We start from the raw sequence: 17,347 nt of genomic DNA on the forward strand, positions 1-17,347 counted from the left end.
CCCCTACCGCGCCAGCACGACGCCGGCGTCGGGCCGGAAGGACACCCAGGCGCGGTCGTTCCAGGTCAGCGGATCCTCGGTCACGCGCGCGGCGTTCAAGGCGCTTGCCCTGATGATCTGCCCGTCGTCGAGCCTGATGTGATAGACGGTCATGTCGCCGAGATAGGCAACGTCATAGACCTCGCCTTCCAGCGCATTGACGGCGTCTGCCGGCTTCTTCGACGAGACCTTGATCTTCTCCGGCCTGATGGCGAAGACGATGTCGGAACCGGCCGCGGTCGCGGCGCTGTTTTCGACAACGATCTGGGCACCCGTCGCGCCGGTGATGCGGGTCGTGTTTGCAGCGCGCTCGGCGACCTTCCCTTCGAACATGTTCACATTGCCGACGAAATGGGCGACGAAGCGGGAGGTCGGCGCCTCATAGACTTCCGCCGGCGTCGCAACCTGCATCACCTCGCCCTTGTCGATGATGGCGATGCGGTCGGCCATGGTCATCGCCTCTTCCTGGTCGTGGGTGACGACGACGAAGGTGAGGCCGAGATTTTGCTGGAGGTCCATCAGCTCGAACTGGGTTTCCTCGCGCAATTTCTTATCGAGCGCGCCGAGCGGCTCGTCGAGCAGCAGCACTTTCGGCCGCTTGGCGACCGATCGGGCAAGTGCGACGCGCTGGCGCTGGCCGCCCGATAGCTGGTGCGGCTTGCGCTTGGCGAACTGCTCGAGCTTGACCAGCTTCAGCATCTCGGCAACGCGCTTTTCGATATCCGGTCCCGGCATGCCTTCCTGCTTGAGGCCGAAGGCAATGTTTTTTTCCACTGTCATATGCGGGAACAGCGCATAGGACTGGAACATCATGTTGACCGGCCGGCGGTAGGGCGGAATGCCGCGCAGATCCTGACCGTCGAGCAGGATGCGACCGGCTGTCGGTTCCTCGAAGCCGGCAAGCATCCTGAGCAGCGTCGACTTCCCGCAACCGGAGGCGCCGAGCAGCGCGAAGAATTCGCGCTCGAATATGGTCAGCGACAAATTGTTGACGGCGGTGAAGTCACCGAACTTCTTGGTGACGTTGTCGAACTGGATGTATGGCTTGGCGTTCGGATCGTTCCATGGCGCGAAATCCCTGCGGATGCTGCCAAGCGATTTCATATCCCACTCCGTCCTGATTCTTGCTTCTTGCCCCAGATGGAATTCGGTCCCGGCAGATGACTGCCGGGACCGTGTCGCATTGCTTATTGGCCGGTCACGATCTTGGTCCAGGTGCGGGTGACGACACGCTGGGTCTTGGGATCGTAAGGAGAGACCGTGTAGAGCTTCTGGAGAGTCGCGTCATCGGGATAGACGGCCGGATCGCTGAGCAGCGCCTTGTCGACGAACTGCTGGGAGGCCTTGTTGCCGTTGGCATAGAGCACGGCGTTCGACGATTTGGCGATCACTTCCGGCGTCATCATGTAGTTGAGGAATTCATGCGCCTCGGCGACATGCGGCGCATCGGCAGGGATCGCCATCTGGTCGAACCACATCTGGGCGCCTTCCTTCGGCACGGAATAACCGATCTCCACCCCCTGCTTGGCTTCGACCGCGCGGTTGCGCGCCTGGAACACGTCACCAGACCAGCCGACCGCCAGGCAGATGTCGCCATTGGCCAAGGCGTTGATGTACTCGGACGAGTGGAACTTCCTGATAAAGGGGCGGACCTTCATCATGGCTTCCTCGGCCTTGGCGATATCGTCGGGCGAAGTGCTGTTCGGGTCGAGGCCGACATATTTCAGCGCCGCCGGGATGATGTCGGCCGGCGAATCCAGCACGTAGACACCGCAGTCCTTCAGTTTGGCGAGACTTTCGGGATTGAAGAACACATCCCAGCTATCGATCTTGTCGGTGCCGAGTGCTGCCTGAACCTTCTTGATGTTGTAGCCGATGCCGACCGTACCCCACATATAGTTGATCGAATACTCATTGCCGGGGTCGTATTTGGCAGTCCGCTGCGAAACCGTATCCCACATGTTGGCGAGGTTCGGCAGTTTCGACTTGTCGAGCTTCTGGAACACGCCGGCCTGAATCTGACGGGCCAGGAAATTACCGCTGGGCACGACGACATCATAGCCGCTGCCGCCGGCAAGCAGCTTGGTTTCCAGGATCTCGTTGGAATCGAACGTATCGTAGACGACCTTGATGCCGGTCTTCTTGGTGAAGTCGTCGATGATCGTCGGGTCGATATAATCGGACCAGTTGAAGACATTGACGACGCGGTCCTCGGCATGCCCGGCGGGTGTGAACAATGTCAGAAATACCGAGGTTGCCGAAAGCCAGAGCGCTTTGCGGATCATGCTATTCTCCTTTGGTGAGTGTTCCATCGCCGGCTCGTCGCGGCATGCGCGCGACCGGGCATTTCTTTCAGACTATTGAGCTTTCCAGGGGACAACAAGCGCCAATTGGCGCGCCGCTTGCGGCCGCGCAATTGTCCCTGGCTGGAAGGAATCACGCCGCCGTCAGAAGCTTTCGCCGCCGCGCGGACAGAAATACAGAAATATGGTCCGGTCTCGATCGGGTCGCCGGGGACACTTGGCAAGATACGCCTGTCTTGTTGTTGCCGTAGTCCCAGCCTGCCCGGGCTGCAGCAACGTTGTCAATGGCAAAGCTTCAGTGGCCTGCATCAATTCGGTGACGGCACCCCAGTGACCCCAGCGCGCTGCGGTCGTGCCTGGCGCTTGAACTCGAGCCCGATATGGACAAGCAGCGCCGTGACCACCACCGCGCCGCCGACGATGGTGCGCCCAGACGGCACTTCGGAATGGATGAGCCAGACCCATATCGGCCCAAGGATCGGCTCGAATGTACCAAGCAGTGCCGCAATGGCTGCCGGGATCAGCCGCGCGCCGGTGGCGAAGAAGGCGAGGCCGATGCCGAGATTGACGACGCCGAAGGCGAAGAGAAAGCCCATGTCGCTGGCCGAGACGGTGAAGGTCGATGCCTGCGAGGCGGCAAAGCCCGCGGCCAGGATCGTGCCGAGGCAGGTCGCCGGCGTCATCCGCACGCTGGCGAACCGCCTCGTGATGACGGTGGCGATCGAGAACATGAAGGCGATCAGCAGCGCCAGCCCATCGCCTATGGGCGAGACGGCGCCATCGAGCGATTCCGACACCATGATGGCAACGCCGGCGATGACGGCGGCAATCGCCACCCAGGTCACGGCACCAACCCGTTCGCGAAACAAGGCCCAGGAAAACAGCGCCGCCAGAAGCGGCACGCCGGCCTGCATCAAAAGGATGTTGGCGACGGTGGTGTAGGCGAGCGCCACGACGAAGGCGGTCGATGCGATGGCGAAGCAGAACCCGACGGCAAGGCCAGGCAGGCCCATGTCGCGGAATGACTTCAACATGCCGCGCCAGCCGTCACGCCAGACCATGAAGGAGAGCAGGAAGGCGGCGGCCCAGATGGAACGCCAGAAAATAACCGTCCAGCTGTCGCCGAGGGTGATGAAGCGGGCGATGGTGCCGCCGAAACTCCACATCAGCGCCGACAGGAAGACCAAAAGCATGCCGACACGTTCCTCGCGCGGCGAGGCTGTCAAAGTGACATGGCCGGGTGATGCGACAAGGACCGGTGATGATGCTGCGTCTGTCATGGGCGCGACTGTCGAGCTTTTGTGGACGGGACGATGCGCAAGGGACGACAAAAAACTGCTCTGTTCGCGTAGCGCAAAGACTTGAGCCGCGACTGATCCAGACACCGGCGATGATTGTGGCACCTTTGCTGCCGCGTTACTGGAAGTCGAAGGCGCTCAGGCCCGTCACCATTTCGTCAAGGCCGAGCGGACGCGTCACCGGCGGTTCGGCGCGCGACAGGCAGCCGACGCGCTCGCAAAGCCGGCAAGCGGGCCCGACCGGCGTCGCCGCGACAATGCCTGGTCCCGACTTTCCCGCAGCCGCTACGCCGGGCAGCGCCGCGCCATAGACGATGTCGTCGCGAAAGCCGATGTCGCAGCCGAGCAGCAGCGCGGTGCGGCGCGGACGCTCCGAGAACGCACCTTGCGGGCCCTCCAGCGTGCGGGCGACGCACAAGAACTCGGCGCCGTCGGGCATTTCCACCGCTTCGACGAAGATCTGGCCGGGCTGCGAGAAGGCGGCATGCACGGGTAGCTTGGGACAGCCGCCGCCGAAGCGGCTGTGCGGAAAGCCCTGGCTGCCAGCTCTGCGGAAGCGGTTTCCGGCATTGTCGACCTCCAGCATGAAGAACGGCACGCCGGGCGCGCCTTGCCGCTGCAGCATGGTCAGCCGGTTCGCCGCCTGCTCGAAGGAGACGCCGAAGCGCGAGCGCAGTACGTCGATGTCGTAGCGGGCGCGAATAGCGGCCGCATGAAAGGCCTGATAAGGCATCATCAGCGCATGCGCGGCGTAGCGGCCGAGCTCGAAGCGAGCCAAACGGCGCGCTTCGTCCGTCGTGAGCCTGAGCGCCTGGATCTCGCCGGCCACCGCGACCGTCATGCGGATCAGGCAGGCCTCCATCGCCACTTCGCGCAGCTGGTCGAACGGCGACAGCCGCTCTGACAGGAACAGCCGCTGCGAGTGGCGGTCGTAGCGGCGGCGCCAGTTCGGCATGGTGGCGACCGGCAGCACCTTGACGACGATGCCGTATTCGCGCCTCAGCCAGGCCTTCAGTGCGCCGAACAGATCGTCGCCGGGATCAAGCACCGCGGTGAACGCCTCGGCTTCTTCCTCAAGTGCTGTAAAATGGTTCGGCCGCCGCTCGAAGGTCTCGTGCACCTCGTCGATCGGCAGGCGGGCACCGGACAGCGCCGTGGCGCGACCCTCGCGTGCCAGAAGCTCGTTGAGATCGGACAGCCGCTCGGCCTGCTCGCGATAGGCACGGAACAGTTTTATCACCGCGGCCGATGCATTGGGCGCCGCCTCGGCAAGTTCGATCAGTTCCTGGTCTCCCGGCAATTCGCCGACCAGCAGCGGGTCGGTGAACACTTCCTTCAGGGCGGCCACCGACCCCCTTGCCTCGCCTTGCAACTCATGCGGGTCGACCTTGTAGACGGACGCCAGCTTGAGGATAAGCTGCACCGTCAGCGGCCGCTGGTTGCGCTCGATCAGGTTGAGATAGGACGGCGAGATGCCGAGCCCCTCGGCCATCGCCGTCTGGGTCAGGCCCTTGGCGTTGCGGATGCGGCGGATGCGCGGCCCGGCGAAGATTTTCTGATCAGCCATCGACTATCCTTGACAGGAATTTACACGGTATTCGCGGCGATTCCATCGCTCTCACATTTACAATCGTGACAAATTTACAGCAGCCCTCTGTCAAACACAACACAGGTTTTCCCTTATCTCAAGCTGAGTTTCCCGATTTTTCTGGCGTATTTTGCACCGCAATGTAAATTAAGTCACATACCGGTGCCTCAGAAGATTGGCATACGGACATAGTGCAGCGATCCTTCGGAGTGACACATGACTGATTTTTACAATCTCGTTCCCTCGGCGCCGGAAGGTCGCTTCGACGGCATCGAACGTCCCTATTCGCCGGAGGATGTGAAGCGGCTGCGCGGTTCGGTGCAGATCCGCCAGAGTCTCGCTGAAATGGGCGCCAACCGGCTGTGGAAGCTGATCCACGAGGAAGATTTCGTCAACGCGCTCGGCGCCATGTCCGGCAACCAGGCGATGCAGCAGGTGCGCGCCGGGCTGAAGGCGATCTACCTGTCGGGCTGGCAGGTTGCAGCCGACGCCAACACCGCTTCGGCGATGTATCCCGACCAGTCGCTTTATCCGGCCAATGCGGCGCCCGAACTGGTCAAGCGCATCAACCGGACGCTGCAGCGCGCCGACCAGATCGAGACCTCTGAGGGCAATGGACTTTCGGTCGAGACCTGGTTCGCACCGATCGTGGCTGATGCGGAAGCCGGTTTCGGCGGGCCGCTCAATGCCTTCGAGATCATGAAGGCTTTCATCGAGGCGGGCGCCGCCGGCGTCCACTACGAGGACCAGCTGGCGTCGGAAAAGAAGTGCGGCCATCTCGGCGGCAAGGTGCTGATCCCGACCGCGGCGCATATTCGCAACCTCAACGCGGCGCGCCTGGCGGCCGACGTGATGGCTACGCCGACGCTCGTCGTGGCGCGCACCGACGCTGAAGCCGCGAAGCTTCTGACATCGGACATCGACGAGCGCGACCAGCCCTTCGTCGACTACGACGCCGGCCGCACGGTGGAAGGCTTCTACCAGGTCAGGAACGGCATCGAGCCGTGCATCGCGCGCGCCGTCGCCTACGCGCCTTATGCGGACCTGATCTGGTGCGAAACGTCGAAGCCCGACCTGGCGCAGGCCAAGAAGTTTGCCGAGGGCGTGCGCAGGCACCATCCGGGCAAGCTGCTCGCCTATAATTGCTCACCCTCGTTCAACTGGAAGAAGAACCTCGACGACGCGACGATCGCCAAATTCCAAAGGGAACTCGGCGCCATGGGCTACAAGTTCCAGTTCATCACGCTCGCCGGCTTCCACCAGCTCAACTACGGCATGTTCGAACTGGCGCGCGGCTACAAGGCGCGGCAGATGGCAGCCTATTCCGAGTTGCAGGAGGCCGAGTTCGCCGCTGAAGCCAATGGCTACACCGCGACCAAGCACCAGCGCGAGGTCGGCACCGGCTATTTCGACGCCGTCTCGATGGCGATCACGGGCGGCAAGTCGTCTACCACCGCCATGCACGAATCGACCGAGCACGCGCAGTTCAAGCCGGCCGCGGAATAGCGGATCCGGAAATAACCGAGGAAACGCCCAGCAGGGCTTCAGACACAGGAGAAGACCAATGGCATCGATAAGCCGCGTCAAGGAACGTGCGGAAGAACAATCGACCACGATGAGCGTCGACCAGCAGGCGACGATCCGCATGCTGGCCAACGATCTGCACAGACTGAACCAGTCGGTGATGAAGGCGGTCGAGGCGGGTGTCTCGGTGGAACTCGTGCGCTCGGCCAGGCACCATGGCGGCGACGGCAATTGGGGCGACCTGCTGATCCCAGTGATCGTCACCCAGCAGAGCCACGGCTGACCGGAAATCGCTGCAACCGACCCTTCACCTGCGCAGCGTATGCGCAGGTGAATTTTATTTTTACGCAACCAAGCCGTGGACAGGGCAGTACAGTACTGTTGCTTGACTCCACTGTTGACGGAGGTGCTTTCAGAAGTCTTTTATTTCAACTTGACATGGGGTGCGATCTCACGCCAATTGTCGCTCAGATTCAACTCTGCATTGAAATAGGGGCGAGCTTTTTGGCCGACTTGGGTGCCCAGTGAGTAGCGAGGGCGAGACCGCAAAACATCCGAATCTGGTGACCCAGGATTCAAGCGCCGAGACGATCCGCAGTCCCTCGCAAGTGCTTGTTGTGGGGAAATCGCCGATCAATCGTGTGGTGGTGTCGAAAATCGTCGAACGATCCGGGCTCAGGCCGATCTCGGAATCGCCTGACATGGCGGCGAAGACCTTGCGGACACTGGTGCCAGGCGTGATTGTGCTGGACGGCGGCGCAGACAACAAGGACTGCGACAATCTGATGTCCGGCATCGAAACGCTGCGGCGGGCTTCGGGCAAATCGCTTCCTTCCGTCATCCTGCTTTCAACCAAGACTGGCACACCGGAGAGCCTCGGCCTGTCGAGCGTCATTGACGTAGTGGTCGCCAAGCCGATCACGCCCGAGCGGCTGCAACCGGTGATCGATCGCCTGATCAGCCGCTAACGGTTTTTCCATTTGCAATTAATCGGACTAGAGCGTTTCACCGTTTCACTGAAACGGCGAACCACTCTATCTCTTTGTTTTACGGAATTCCCAAGGGCAAAGCGCTGTGCGCTTTGCCCGGGAAAACCGCTCACACTTTTCCTGGAATTGCTCCAGAAAACTGAAAGTTGCGATCAAGCTGGGTTCTGGATGCTTTCGACCAGTTCGGGCAATTGCCCGAGATCGGATATCTGGCGGAACCGCGGCTCGGCGACCGGCGCCTCGACATGCTCGAGCACCCATGTCAGTTCGTGCGGCACATGGACACCCCAGCCGCCGGCCTCGATGGCCGGCACCACATCCGACTTCAGCGAATTGCCGACCATCATGCTCCTTGCGGGACCATCACCGTGGCGGCTGAAGAGGCGCGCATAGGTCGCGGCATTCTTGTCGCTGACGATCTCGACCGCATCGAACAGGTCGCCGAGGCCAGATCCGGCCAGCTTGCGCTCCTGGTCAAAGAGGTCACCCTTGGTGATCAGCACGAGGCGGTATGCGCCGGCGAGCTTCTCCACCGCCTCACGCGCATGCGGCAAGACCTCGATCGGATGGCTCAGCATCTCGCGGCCGGCATCGAGAATCTCGGATATGACCGAAGCGGGCACACGACCGTCGGTGACCTCGATGGCCGTCTCGATCATCGACAGGGTAAAGCCCTTGATGCCAAAGCCATAGATGGCAAGGTTGCGCCGTTCGGCCTCCAGCAGTCGTGCCGAGATCTGCTTCTCCTCGCCATGATCGGCGAGCATGGCGGCGAAGCGCTTCTCGGTCATGCGGAAGAATTGTTCGTTCTGCCAAAGCGTGTCATCGGCGTCGAAGCCTATCGTGGTCACGTCGCTACTGGTTCGCATTGCCGACTTTCTTGAGTCTAGGGAAGGCCGAACCTAAGCCGACCCGGGCGCGCTTTTCAACCGCAACGGCAAATGCCGGCAGCGGCTCCCCTTCCCTTCCACAGGGGGGCACGGCTATACTCCGAAATCCGCAACCCAATCTGGTGAATGATGCCGCCTGCAAAAAAGGAAGTCCGTCCGTCGAGCCGCGGAGGACGGGCGCGCACGCCTGCCTTCGTGAAAAACCTGCGTGGTGTGAAGAACTGGAAGGAAGTCAGCGAATGGCTGGAATGGCGCGGCATCGAGGACATCGAATGCATCACGCCTGATCAGGCCGGTGTCGCGCGCGGCAAGATGATGCCGTCGAAGAAATTCACCTCCAACACCTCGCTGGCGTTGCCTTCGGCTGTCTTCATGACGACGATTTCCGGCGGTTACCCCGAAGACGGCAACGGCTTCCACTATCCGGAAGACGACGGCGATCTCAAGCTGATGCCGGACCTGTCGACGCTGACAGTGGTGCCCTGGGAAGAAGACCCGACGGCTGCCGTCATCTGCGACCTCGTCCACCAGGATGGCCGCTCGGTCGAATTCACGCCGCGCAATGTGTTGAAGCGCGTGCTTGCCGCCTATGACAAGCTTGGGCTGAAGCCAGTGGTGGCGCCCGAGATCGAATTCTACCTGGTACGCAAGAATCCGGACCCGGATTATCCGCTGACCCCGCCTGTCGGCCGCTCGGGGCGCGCAATCGGCGGCGGCGCCGGCTATTCGATCGCCGGCGTCAACGAGTTCGACGAACTGATCGACGACATCTACCATTTCTCCGAAAGCCAGGGCCTGGAGATCGACACGCTCATCCATGAAGAGGGCGCCGGCCAGCTCGAGATCAATCTGCGCCACGGCGATCCCGTCGAACTCGCCGACCAGGTGTTCATGTTCAAGCGCACCATTCGCGAAGCCGCGCTCAAGCACGAGATCTATGCCACCTTCATGGCCAAGCCGATCCAGGGCCAGCCGGGCTCGGCCATGCATATCCATCAGTCGATCATCGACAAGAAGACCGGCAGGAATATCTTCTCGGCCGATGACGGCTCGGAGACCGAGGACTTTTTCCATTTTATCGGCGGCATGCAGAAGCATGTGCCGAACGCGCTGGTGATGTTCGCACCCTATGTCAATTCCTACCGCCGGCTGACCCGGTCGGCCTCGGCTCCAGTCAATAACAAATGGGGCTATGACAACCGCACCACCGCGTTCCGTGTGCCGCGTTCCGATCCGGCGGCGCGACGTGTCGAAAACCGCATCCCTTCCTCCGACGCCAATCCTTATCTGGCGCTGGCGGCCTCACTTGCCTGCGGGCTGATCGGCATCACCAACAAACTCAAGGCCGAGCCTCCGGTGCTGACGACCGCCAATGCGCACGAGATCGACCTGCCGCGCAGCCTGCTCGAAGCCGTCGACCTGTTCGAGGGCGACGAGGAACTCTGCGCGCTGCTGGGCAAATCCTTCGCCGCCACCTATGCGGCAATCAAGCGGGCGGAATTCGAGACCTTCATGGAAGTGATCAGCCCGTGGGAGCGGGAGTATTTGTTGCTCAACGTTTGATCGATCATGAATTACCAATCCCCCATTTCTCCTGGCCGTTCCTGGTATGAGGATACGGCTGGGCCTAGGCCTGAGTACCCGGCGCTCGACGGCGACCGGTCTTGCGACGTTGTCATTATCGGCGGCGGCTTTACCGGGCTGTCGGCGGCAACGCATCTGGCCAAGGCAGGGACCAATGTGGTGCTCATCGAGGCCTACCGTTTCGGTGATGGCGCATCGGGCCGCAATGGCGGGCAGCTTGGCACCGGACAGCGCGCATGGGCCGAGGACATGGAGGCCGAATACGGTCTGTCCCGCGCCAGGGCGCTGTTCGATCTTGCCGAGGAGGCGAAGGCGCATCTCATCGAATTCGCCGCCATCAACCAGATCGACATCGACTACATGCCGGGCCAGCTCTCGGTGGCGCACAAGCCGCGCTATGTCGACGACTACAAGGCGCATGCCGAGATCATGGCCAGCCGGTTCTCCTATCCGCATATCTCCTTCATGGACGCGAAGGAGACGGCGGAGCGGCTGGGCTCGACCGCCTATTTCGGTGGCACGCGCGACACCGGCACCGGCCATATTCATCCCATGAAACTGGTGATCGGCACGGCGCGGGTGGCGGCACAGGCCGGCGCACAGCTGTTTGAAAAGACGCCGTCGACCGGCATCGTCTCCGCTGGCGGCAAGGTCAGGGTTTCCACGCCGAGAGGCACGATATCGGCACAAAAGTGCCTGATCGCGGTCAACGCCTATGGCGGTACACTTGAGCCGGTGAGTGCGGCGCACATCATGCCGATCGGGTCATTCATTGGTGCGACCGTGCCCTTGGGTGTGGATTCGAAAGTGCTGCCGGGCGGCGAGGCCGTCGATGATTCCCGCTTCGTGGTGCGCTATTTCCGCAAGTCGAGGGATGGGCGGCTGCTGTTCGGTGGACGCGAGGTCTACGGCGTCAACGACCCGAAGGACATCCACATCCACATCCGCCGGCAGATCGTGGAGCTCTACCCGGCATTGAAGGATGTCGAGATCACCCATGGCTGGGGCGGCTATGTCGGCATCACCGTGCCGAGAAAGCCGTTCGTGCGCGAAGTGATGCCCAATGTGATCTCGGCCGGCGGCTATTCCGGCCACGGCGTCATGCTGTCGAACTTCTTCGGCGAGCTCTATGCCGAGACCGTTGCCGGCAACCGCGACCGGCTGAAGCTGATCGAGGACCTGAAAATTCCGCCATTTCCCGGTGGCCGCCGTTTCCGCGCACCCTTGCTGTTCCTGGCGCTCAACTGGTTCGCATTGCGGGACAGAATCTAGGTGGGAGCGGATCGCCACGGTCCCACGCCATCACGATCTCATGTAATATTGTAATATTCATTGTAACATTTGTTGCCCTAGCGGCACATTGCGGAAATGCCTGCAAAGGCGCAGAATCCCCAGTAAAGGCGTACTGATGCCACAATCGCGGGCGAAAGGTTCCCGCTTCTGGGCGATTATTCGGGGATTGCTGCGGGCTTGTCCGCGTTGATTTTGGGACCGATGCCGATCAGACGCCGGACATCCGGCAGCGATCGAAAGAACATTGGCCCACTTATGGAGGTGGCAAGAGTGAGAGAGCCCTTCAGTTTCGGTACGCCGGAACGTCGGCGCTTTGCCATGCAGTTTGGATACGACATGCGGCCGTCCTTCTGGCAGGAAGTCCGTTCGAACTCGCATCTGGTGATTGCAGCGGTCGGCACCGCCGCGCTGCTCGGCGTGGCCGCGGTGGCGCTCTGGCTGGCACTGCCGACGGGCGAGCGGCAGGCAGCCGCCAGCCAGGAACAAAGCATTCCGACCATTCCGGTGAAGACAATGAAGATCGTCCCTGCCGGAACCACGGTGGCCGCCGCGACCGTGCCGCAGGCTGCCCGCAAGTCCGACCAGGTTTCACCGACCGTGGCGGGAGCGAAAGCAAACATACAAGCGCTCGCGGCCAACGATCCTCGCTGGACCGGGGCGCAGCCGAAGACCGCTTCCGCGGCCCCTGATGCCGATCAAGCAGCAGCCCCCAGCCAGGTTGAGCCCGCGCCGGACAAACCGGCTGCCGCGGCGGCCTTCGCACAATCGGCGACCGATACCGACGCCACCGACGAGCTTGCCAAGGTTGCCGCCCCGGCACCGGCGGCAGGCAGCAATCCCGATGGTGCGCAGACCGCTGCCATTCCGGAGACGCAGCCGCAAGTACCGGACCAACAACCCGCGAATGCGCAAGGCGAGGATGACACAGCCAAAGCGAGGCCGCGAAAGGTGGCGGCGGCCGGCAGCGGCCGTATCCTCAGGGCTGTGACTATGCGCAATGCTCCGAAGAAGGGAGCTGCCCCTATCGGTACAGTGCCTGCCCGGACTTCAGTGCAACTGCTGGGCTGCAAACAGTGGTGCGAGATCGTCTACAACGGCAAGCACGGCTGGATCTACAAGAGCTACATCAAGCCCGGCGCCTGACCGCGTTTCGTCAATGCGCTCCGCGACGCAATGGCGCGGGAGCACGCGCCCAATCAAAGCGGCGGCCTGCGACCCAAGAGATGGCGGATAAACTCCCACCTGCGGACGCGCCGTCGCTGAAGGAGGCGCGGCCTATGCTGTTCGAACGGCACTTCGTAGAGCCCGCACGCTCGGCATCCTTCTTCCTTGCCGCAAGCTGTCTCCCAGCATCTGACATCATGCGTCCAGGACAGCGCGACCCTTTCCAGATGTAGATTGGCCGAACTTTTAAGCAATATCAGTTCTCCCGGCAAAGCCGTCTGCTTGATAAACTCAGAGACTTCCTTCGGGCTTCTGATTTCTCGAAATCGGCCATTGTCGCGATCTGCTTGACCTGCCCTCGAACGATGCGCGTTGTCTCCAACATAGATCACCTGGTCGGCAGCCTCGCGTGCGGACTGGTAGGCGGCAGCGTATTTTCTGCTCGAACCGGCGTAGTCCGAAATCTGGCCGAGCACGATCCGCTTTCGTCTGGCAGCAGCTTTCGACATCATATCGATGGCAAGGTTGATCGAGTGCCAAGGCGCCTTTGCCGTATCGATGATGAATTCAGGGCCGCCCTCGGTGACGAACACCTCGCACCTGTTTTGCAAAGGCAAGAATGTTTCCAGCCGCGAGGCTACGATTTCCGGTGAGACACCGAGTTCGAGTGCCGAGACAGTGGCCGCGGCCAGCGGCAACCAGAAATAGTCAGCCGGAAACGGAGCGGTCAGCGCAAGGGTATTTTGTTTCCAATGTACCTTGAATGTCAGCGGATCAGGATAACCGGCACGAACGTCGCTGATGCGATAGTCTGCCCCATCTGACATCCCGAAAGTGACGACGCGGCACTTGGCTCCGACTGCCATGGCTTTCACATAGGGATCGTCGACATTGAGGATCGCAAGCCCATCGGATGGCAGAGCGTCAACCAGCACGCGCTTTTCTTCCGCGACGTTCTCAAGCGTCCTGAAATTGCTGAAATGCTCCAGGCGGACCATGGTAACGATAGCAACACTCGGTCTCAGCAGTTCCGCCATCGGGCCTATCGAGCCCTTGCCACGCGCGCCGACCTCGGAGACGACATAGTCGAAGTTGCTGTTGTTGACGCGTTTGCAGAGTGCGGAAATAAGCGCTGTGATGGAGTTCACGAGCACCTGTGAATAGACGAATGCATGGCCCCCAGCCAGTAAATGCGCCAGCAGAGTTGTAGTGGTCGATTTGCCCGAGCTTCCGGTTACACCGATGAAAGTAGCCCCGCTGTTAGCGCGAGCCCGCTTCGCACGATACAACCTCACCCTGTACCTTGCGCCATGGCGAATATTGCGCAGTGCCAATTTCAGCTTTACGACGACCATTGCTAGCCCCTGCCGACTTACTCCTTCAGTAACATAGGTTCGTTGTCGACGCTCCTCAGATGCAGCGACCGCCGTCGACTTCCAACGCCACGCCGGTGATGAAGGCGGCTTCGTCAGACGCAAGCCACAGTGCCGCGTTGGCGATGTCGAGCGGCGTCGAAAGCCGGCCGAGCGGGATCGAAGCGCGGAATTTCTCGCGTATTTCGGGCGTGTCGGCGCCCATGAATTTTTCGAGCATGCCGGTTTCGCCGGCGACCGGGCAGAGGCAGTTGACGCGGATGTTCTTCGGGGCGAGTTCCACGGCCATCGATTTGGTGGCCGTGATCGCCCAGCCTTTCGAGGCGTTGTACCAGGTGAGGCCGGGTCGTGGCCGCAGACCCGCGGTGGAGGCCGTGGTCAGGATGACGCCGCCGCCTTGCCGGTCCATGATCGGCACCACGGCAAGGGCGGCATGATAGATCGCCTTCATGTTGACGGCGGTGATCAGATCAAAGGTTTCCTCGTCGACCTTGAGCATGTCGCCATTGCGATGGGTGAAGCCGGCGTTGTTGACCATGATGTCGATACGGCCAAAGGCGCTCTTGGCGGCATAGACCATTTCGTCGAATTCAGAGCGCAACGAAACATCGGTCTGCGTCCAGATCGCCGCCTCGCCGATTTCATTGGCGACGCGCTCCGCACCTTTGGCATTGAGGTCTGCGACCACCACGCGTGCGCCCTCTTCGGCAAAGCGCTTGGCCATGCCTTCGCCGAACCCGGCTGCCGCGCCGGTGATGATGGCGACCTTGTTTTCCAGACGCATGCTTTTCCCGCTCTTGATTTCTTCCCGGAACCACCAAGGCGACTGACCGCCGTGGCCAATGCCGTGACAGACTACGCGCCATTTCTCCCTTAGCTTTCGTCACATTCACGTTCTATGCTGCAGCTGCGAAAGCTTCCGGAGTCTTCGTTGATCGACAAGCCTCCGGGTAGCGCCAGTGTCAAGCGCACACGTGGACCCAATCACTATCCAGCGATTGGTCCTCGATGTGACACCATGGCACTGGAAAATTTAAATCGATTAGAATATATCAGCCGCGTACTCGCGACCGGCGTCAGAGCGGACAGACCATGACCAGCCAGATCATCCCCGTTGACCCTTTCGACTTCATCATTTTCGGCGGCACCGGCGACTTGTCGGAACGCAAGCTTCTGCCGTCGCTCTACTATCGCCAGCGCGACCATCAATTCTCCGAGCCGACGCGCATCATCGGAACGTCGCGTTCGAAGATGACCGACGAGGAATTCCAGGCCTTCGCCAAACAGGCGATCTCCGACCACGTCAAACCGGCTGATATCGACGCAAAGGAACTGAAGACCTTCCTGGCGCGACTTTCCTACGTCTCGGCGGATGCAACGACCGGCGCCGGCTTCGACAAGCTGAAAAAGGCGATCGGCGACAGCGACCACATCCGCGCCTTCTATCTTGCGGTGGCGCCGGCGCTGTTCGGCGATATCTCGCACAAGCTCAAAGAGCATAAACTGATCACGCCGAATTCGCGCATCGTGCTGGAGAAGCCGATCGGCCGCGACCTCGCCTCGGCGCGAGCGCTCAACGATCTGGTCGGCGACGACTTCCACGAAAGCCAGATCTTCCGCATCGACCATTATCTCGGCAAGGAGACGGTGCAGAACCTGATGGCGTTGCGCTTTGCCAACGCCCTCTACGAGCCGCTGTGGAACTCCGCCCATATCGATCACGTGCAGATCACCGTCGCCGAGACCGTGGGCCTGGAAGACCGTGTCACCTATTACGACAAGGCCGGCGCGCTGCGCGACATGGTGCAGAACCATATGCTGCAGCTGTTGTGCCTGGTCGCCATGGAGGCGCCGTCGTCGATGGATGCCGACGCGGTGCGCGACGAGAAGCTGAAGGTGTTGCGGGCGCTGAAGCGCATCAACGGCAACGAAGCGCCGAAGCACACCGTGCGTGGCCAGTACCGCGCCGGCGCCTCGGCCAGCGGAGCCGTGAAGGGCTATGTCGAGGAGCTCGCCCACGACAGCAACACCGAGACCTTCGTCGCCATCAAGGCCGAGATCGGCACCTGGCGCTGGGCGGGCGTTCCGTTCTACCTGCGGACCGGCAAACGGCTGGCGACCCGGGTTTCGGAAATCGTCATCGAGTTCAAGCCGATCCCGCATTCGATTTTCGGCGACAGCGCCGGGCCGATCTTCGCCAACCAGCTGGTCATCCGGCTGCAGCCCGACGAAGGCGTCAAGCAGTTCATCATGATCAAGGATCCGGGTCCGGGCGGCATGCGGCTGCGCCAGATTTCGCTCGACATGAGCTTCGCGCAATCCTTCGACGGTCGCGCCCCCGACGCCTATGAACGGCTGATCATGGATGTCATCCGCGGCAATCAGACGCTGTTCATGCGCCGTGACGAAGTGGAAGCGGCCTGGAAATGGATCGACCCGATCCAGAATGCCTGGGAAAGCGCCAGGCAGGAAGCACAGGGCTATACGGCGGGCACCTGGGGGCCATCGGCCTCGATAGCGCTGATCGAACGTGACGGGCGGACATGGCACGAGAGCAATTGAACAGCGCCAGCTACAACTGGAACGCCTTTTCCGGCCGGCCGGAACTGGCGACAGCGCTGGCCGCGAAGGTAGCTGATCGCCTGACCCACGCGATCGGCCAGCGCGGCACGGCGTTGCTGGCCGTCTCCGGCGGCACGACGCCAGCAAAGTTCTTCGCCACCCTCTCGGCGCTGCCGATTGCCTGGGACAAAGTGATCGTGACGCTGGTCGACGAGCGTTTCGTGCCGGCCTCCTCGCCCCGCTCCAATGCTGGGCTGGTTGCCGCCAATCTGTTGCAGAACGCGGCAAAGGCGGCGCGCTTCGTGCCGCTCTATCACGAGGCAGCCGGTATCGAGGACGCCGCGGCATCCGACGAGAAAGCACTCCGCTCCCTGCCTTGGCCACTCGATGTCGTCATCCTCGGCATGGGGCCGGACGGCCACACCGCCTCGTTCTTTCCCGATGCCGATGATCTGGTAAAGCTGCTCGACCCAGCCTCGGACAAGATCATCCTGCCGGTTCACGCGGTCAGCGCGGGTGAACCACGACTAACCCTGACCTTGGCGCGCATCATCGATGCCGGCTTCATCGCGCTGCATATAGAAGGCGAGGACAAACGCACAGCCTTCGACGGCGCGGTCGCGCCCGGACCGCAAAAACCGATCCGTGCCGTACTCGACGCCGCCCTCAGGCCCGTAGAGGTTTTCTGGGCACCTTGATTGTAGATTTACTGTGGTCCCGGCAATGGCGGGAGGATGTTT

Annotated in this window: 15 protein-coding genes; 8 read left to right on the forward strand and 7 right to left on the reverse strand. The window is 61.7% G+C overall.

Translation table 11 applies throughout. From position 1 onward, the window contains the following. Positions 1-3 precede the first annotated feature (3 nt). From EB235_RS31445 to EB235_RS31460, 4 genes are all read right to left on the reverse strand, one after another. On the reverse strand, positions 4-1,143 hold the full coding sequence (locus EB235_RS31445) for an ABC transporter ATP-binding protein (RefSeq protein ID WP_027033538.1): 1,140 nt from the start codon (positions 1,141-1,143) through the stop codon (positions 4-6). 83 nt (positions 1,144-1,226) lie between these two features. Then, complete coding sequence (locus tag EB235_RS31450; RefSeq protein ID WP_027033537.1) at positions 1,227-2,324, reverse strand: polyamine ABC transporter substrate-binding protein; 1,098 nt, start codon at positions 2,322-2,324, stop codon at positions 1,227-1,229. 326 nt (positions 2,325-2,650) lie between these two features. Beyond that, positions 2,651-3,622 carry a DMT family transporter gene (locus EB235_RS31455; protein ID WP_027033536.1) on the reverse strand — a complete coding sequence of 324 codons (972 nt, stop codon included), beginning with the start codon at positions 3,620-3,622 and terminating at the stop codon, positions 2,651-2,653. A gap of 136 nt (positions 3,623-3,758) precedes the next feature. Beyond that, the gene (locus EB235_RS31460; protein ID WP_027033535.1) at positions 3,759-5,207 is read right to left on the reverse strand and encodes a helix-turn-helix domain-containing protein; all 1,449 of its coding nucleotides are present in this window, start codon (positions 5,205-5,207) and stop codon (positions 3,759-3,761) included. 237 nt (positions 5,208-5,444) lie between these two features. Here EB235_RS31460 and aceA point away from each other — a divergent pair, with 237 nt between their 5' ends. The 3 genes from aceA (at position 5,445) to EB235_RS31475 (ending at position 7,720) form a co-directional block, all read left to right on the forward strand. Then, a complete protein-coding gene (aceA, locus tag EB235_RS31465; RefSeq protein ID WP_027033534.1) occupies positions 5,445-6,734 on the forward strand; it encodes an isocitrate lyase in 1,290 nt (429 codons plus the stop codon). 58 nt (positions 6,735-6,792) lie between these two features. Further along, positions 6,793-7,035 carry an SMc00767 family acetate metabolism repressor gene (locus tag EB235_RS31470; protein WP_006202762.1) on the forward strand — a complete coding sequence of 81 codons (243 nt, stop codon included), beginning with the start codon at positions 6,793-6,795 and terminating at the stop codon, positions 7,033-7,035. Positions 7,036-7,315: 280 nt separating this feature from the next. Further along, on the forward strand, positions 7,316-7,720 hold the full coding sequence (locus EB235_RS31475; protein WP_245268894.1) for a response regulator: 405 nt from the start codon (positions 7,316-7,318) through the stop codon (positions 7,718-7,720). A gap of 173 nt (positions 7,721-7,893) precedes the next feature. Here the strand turns inward: EB235_RS31475 and EB235_RS31480 are convergent, their stop codons facing one another. Continuing rightward, positions 7,894-8,610 (reverse strand): HAD family hydrolase, encoded by a 717-nt coding sequence (locus tag EB235_RS31480; RefSeq protein WP_027033532.1) that lies wholly within the window; start codon positions 8,608-8,610, stop codon positions 7,894-7,896. A 147-nt stretch (positions 8,611-8,757) separates the two neighbouring features. Here EB235_RS31480 and EB235_RS31485 point away from each other — a divergent pair, with 147 nt between their 5' ends. The 3 genes from EB235_RS31485 to EB235_RS31495 all read left to right on the forward strand — a co-directional run bounded on the left by EB235_RS31485 (position 8,758) and on the right by EB235_RS31495 (position 12,651). Further along, positions 8,758-10,194 (forward strand): glutamine synthetase family protein, encoded by a 1,437-nt coding sequence (locus EB235_RS31485; RefSeq protein ID WP_027033531.1) that lies wholly within the window; start codon positions 8,758-8,760, stop codon positions 10,192-10,194. A 6-nt stretch (positions 10,195-10,200) separates the two neighbouring features. Further along, the gene (locus tag EB235_RS31490) at positions 10,201-11,487 is read left to right on the forward strand and encodes an NAD(P)/FAD-dependent oxidoreductase (RefSeq protein WP_027033530.1); all 1,287 of its coding nucleotides are present in this window, start codon (positions 10,201-10,203) and stop codon (positions 11,485-11,487) included. A 291-nt stretch (positions 11,488-11,778) separates the two neighbouring features. After that, positions 11,779-12,651 (forward strand): SH3 domain-containing protein, encoded by an 873-nt coding sequence (locus tag EB235_RS31495; protein ID WP_027033529.1) that lies wholly within the window; start codon positions 11,779-11,781, stop codon positions 12,649-12,651. 53 nt (positions 12,652-12,704) lie between these two features. On the opposite strand, the gene EB235_RS31500 is transcribed toward EB235_RS31495, so the two are convergent. Together EB235_RS31500 and EB235_RS31505 are read right to left on the reverse strand one after the other, a co-directional pair. Beyond that, on the reverse strand, positions 12,705-14,027 hold the full coding sequence (locus EB235_RS31500; RefSeq protein WP_032925955.1) for a Mur ligase family protein: 1,323 nt from the start codon (positions 14,025-14,027) through the stop codon (positions 12,705-12,707). Positions 14,028-14,082: 55 nt separating this feature from the next. Next, positions 14,083-14,829 (reverse strand): SDR family oxidoreductase, encoded by a 747-nt coding sequence (locus tag EB235_RS31505; RefSeq protein ID WP_027033527.1) that lies wholly within the window; start codon positions 14,827-14,829, stop codon positions 14,083-14,085. A gap of 308 nt (positions 14,830-15,137) precedes the next feature. Between EB235_RS31505 and zwf the strand changes: the two genes are divergently transcribed. Beyond that, a complete protein-coding gene (zwf, locus tag EB235_RS31510; protein ID WP_027033526.1) occupies positions 15,138-16,607 on the forward strand; it encodes a glucose-6-phosphate dehydrogenase in 1,470 nt (489 codons plus the stop codon). Next, positions 16,589-17,305: a 6-phosphogluconolactonase gene (gene pgl / locus EB235_RS31515; protein ID WP_032925952.1), complete on the forward strand. Its 717-nt coding sequence runs from the start codon at positions 16,589-16,591 to the stop codon at positions 17,303-17,305. The genes zwf and pgl overlap by 19 nt, the downstream gene beginning before the upstream one ends. Positions 17,306-17,347: the final 42 nt, after the last annotated feature.

Origin of the sequence: Mesorhizobium loti R88b, assembly GCF_013170845.1 — a bacterium.
GTDB lineage: Bacteria > Pseudomonadota > Alphaproteobacteria > Rhizobiales > Rhizobiaceae > Mesorhizobium > Mesorhizobium loti_B.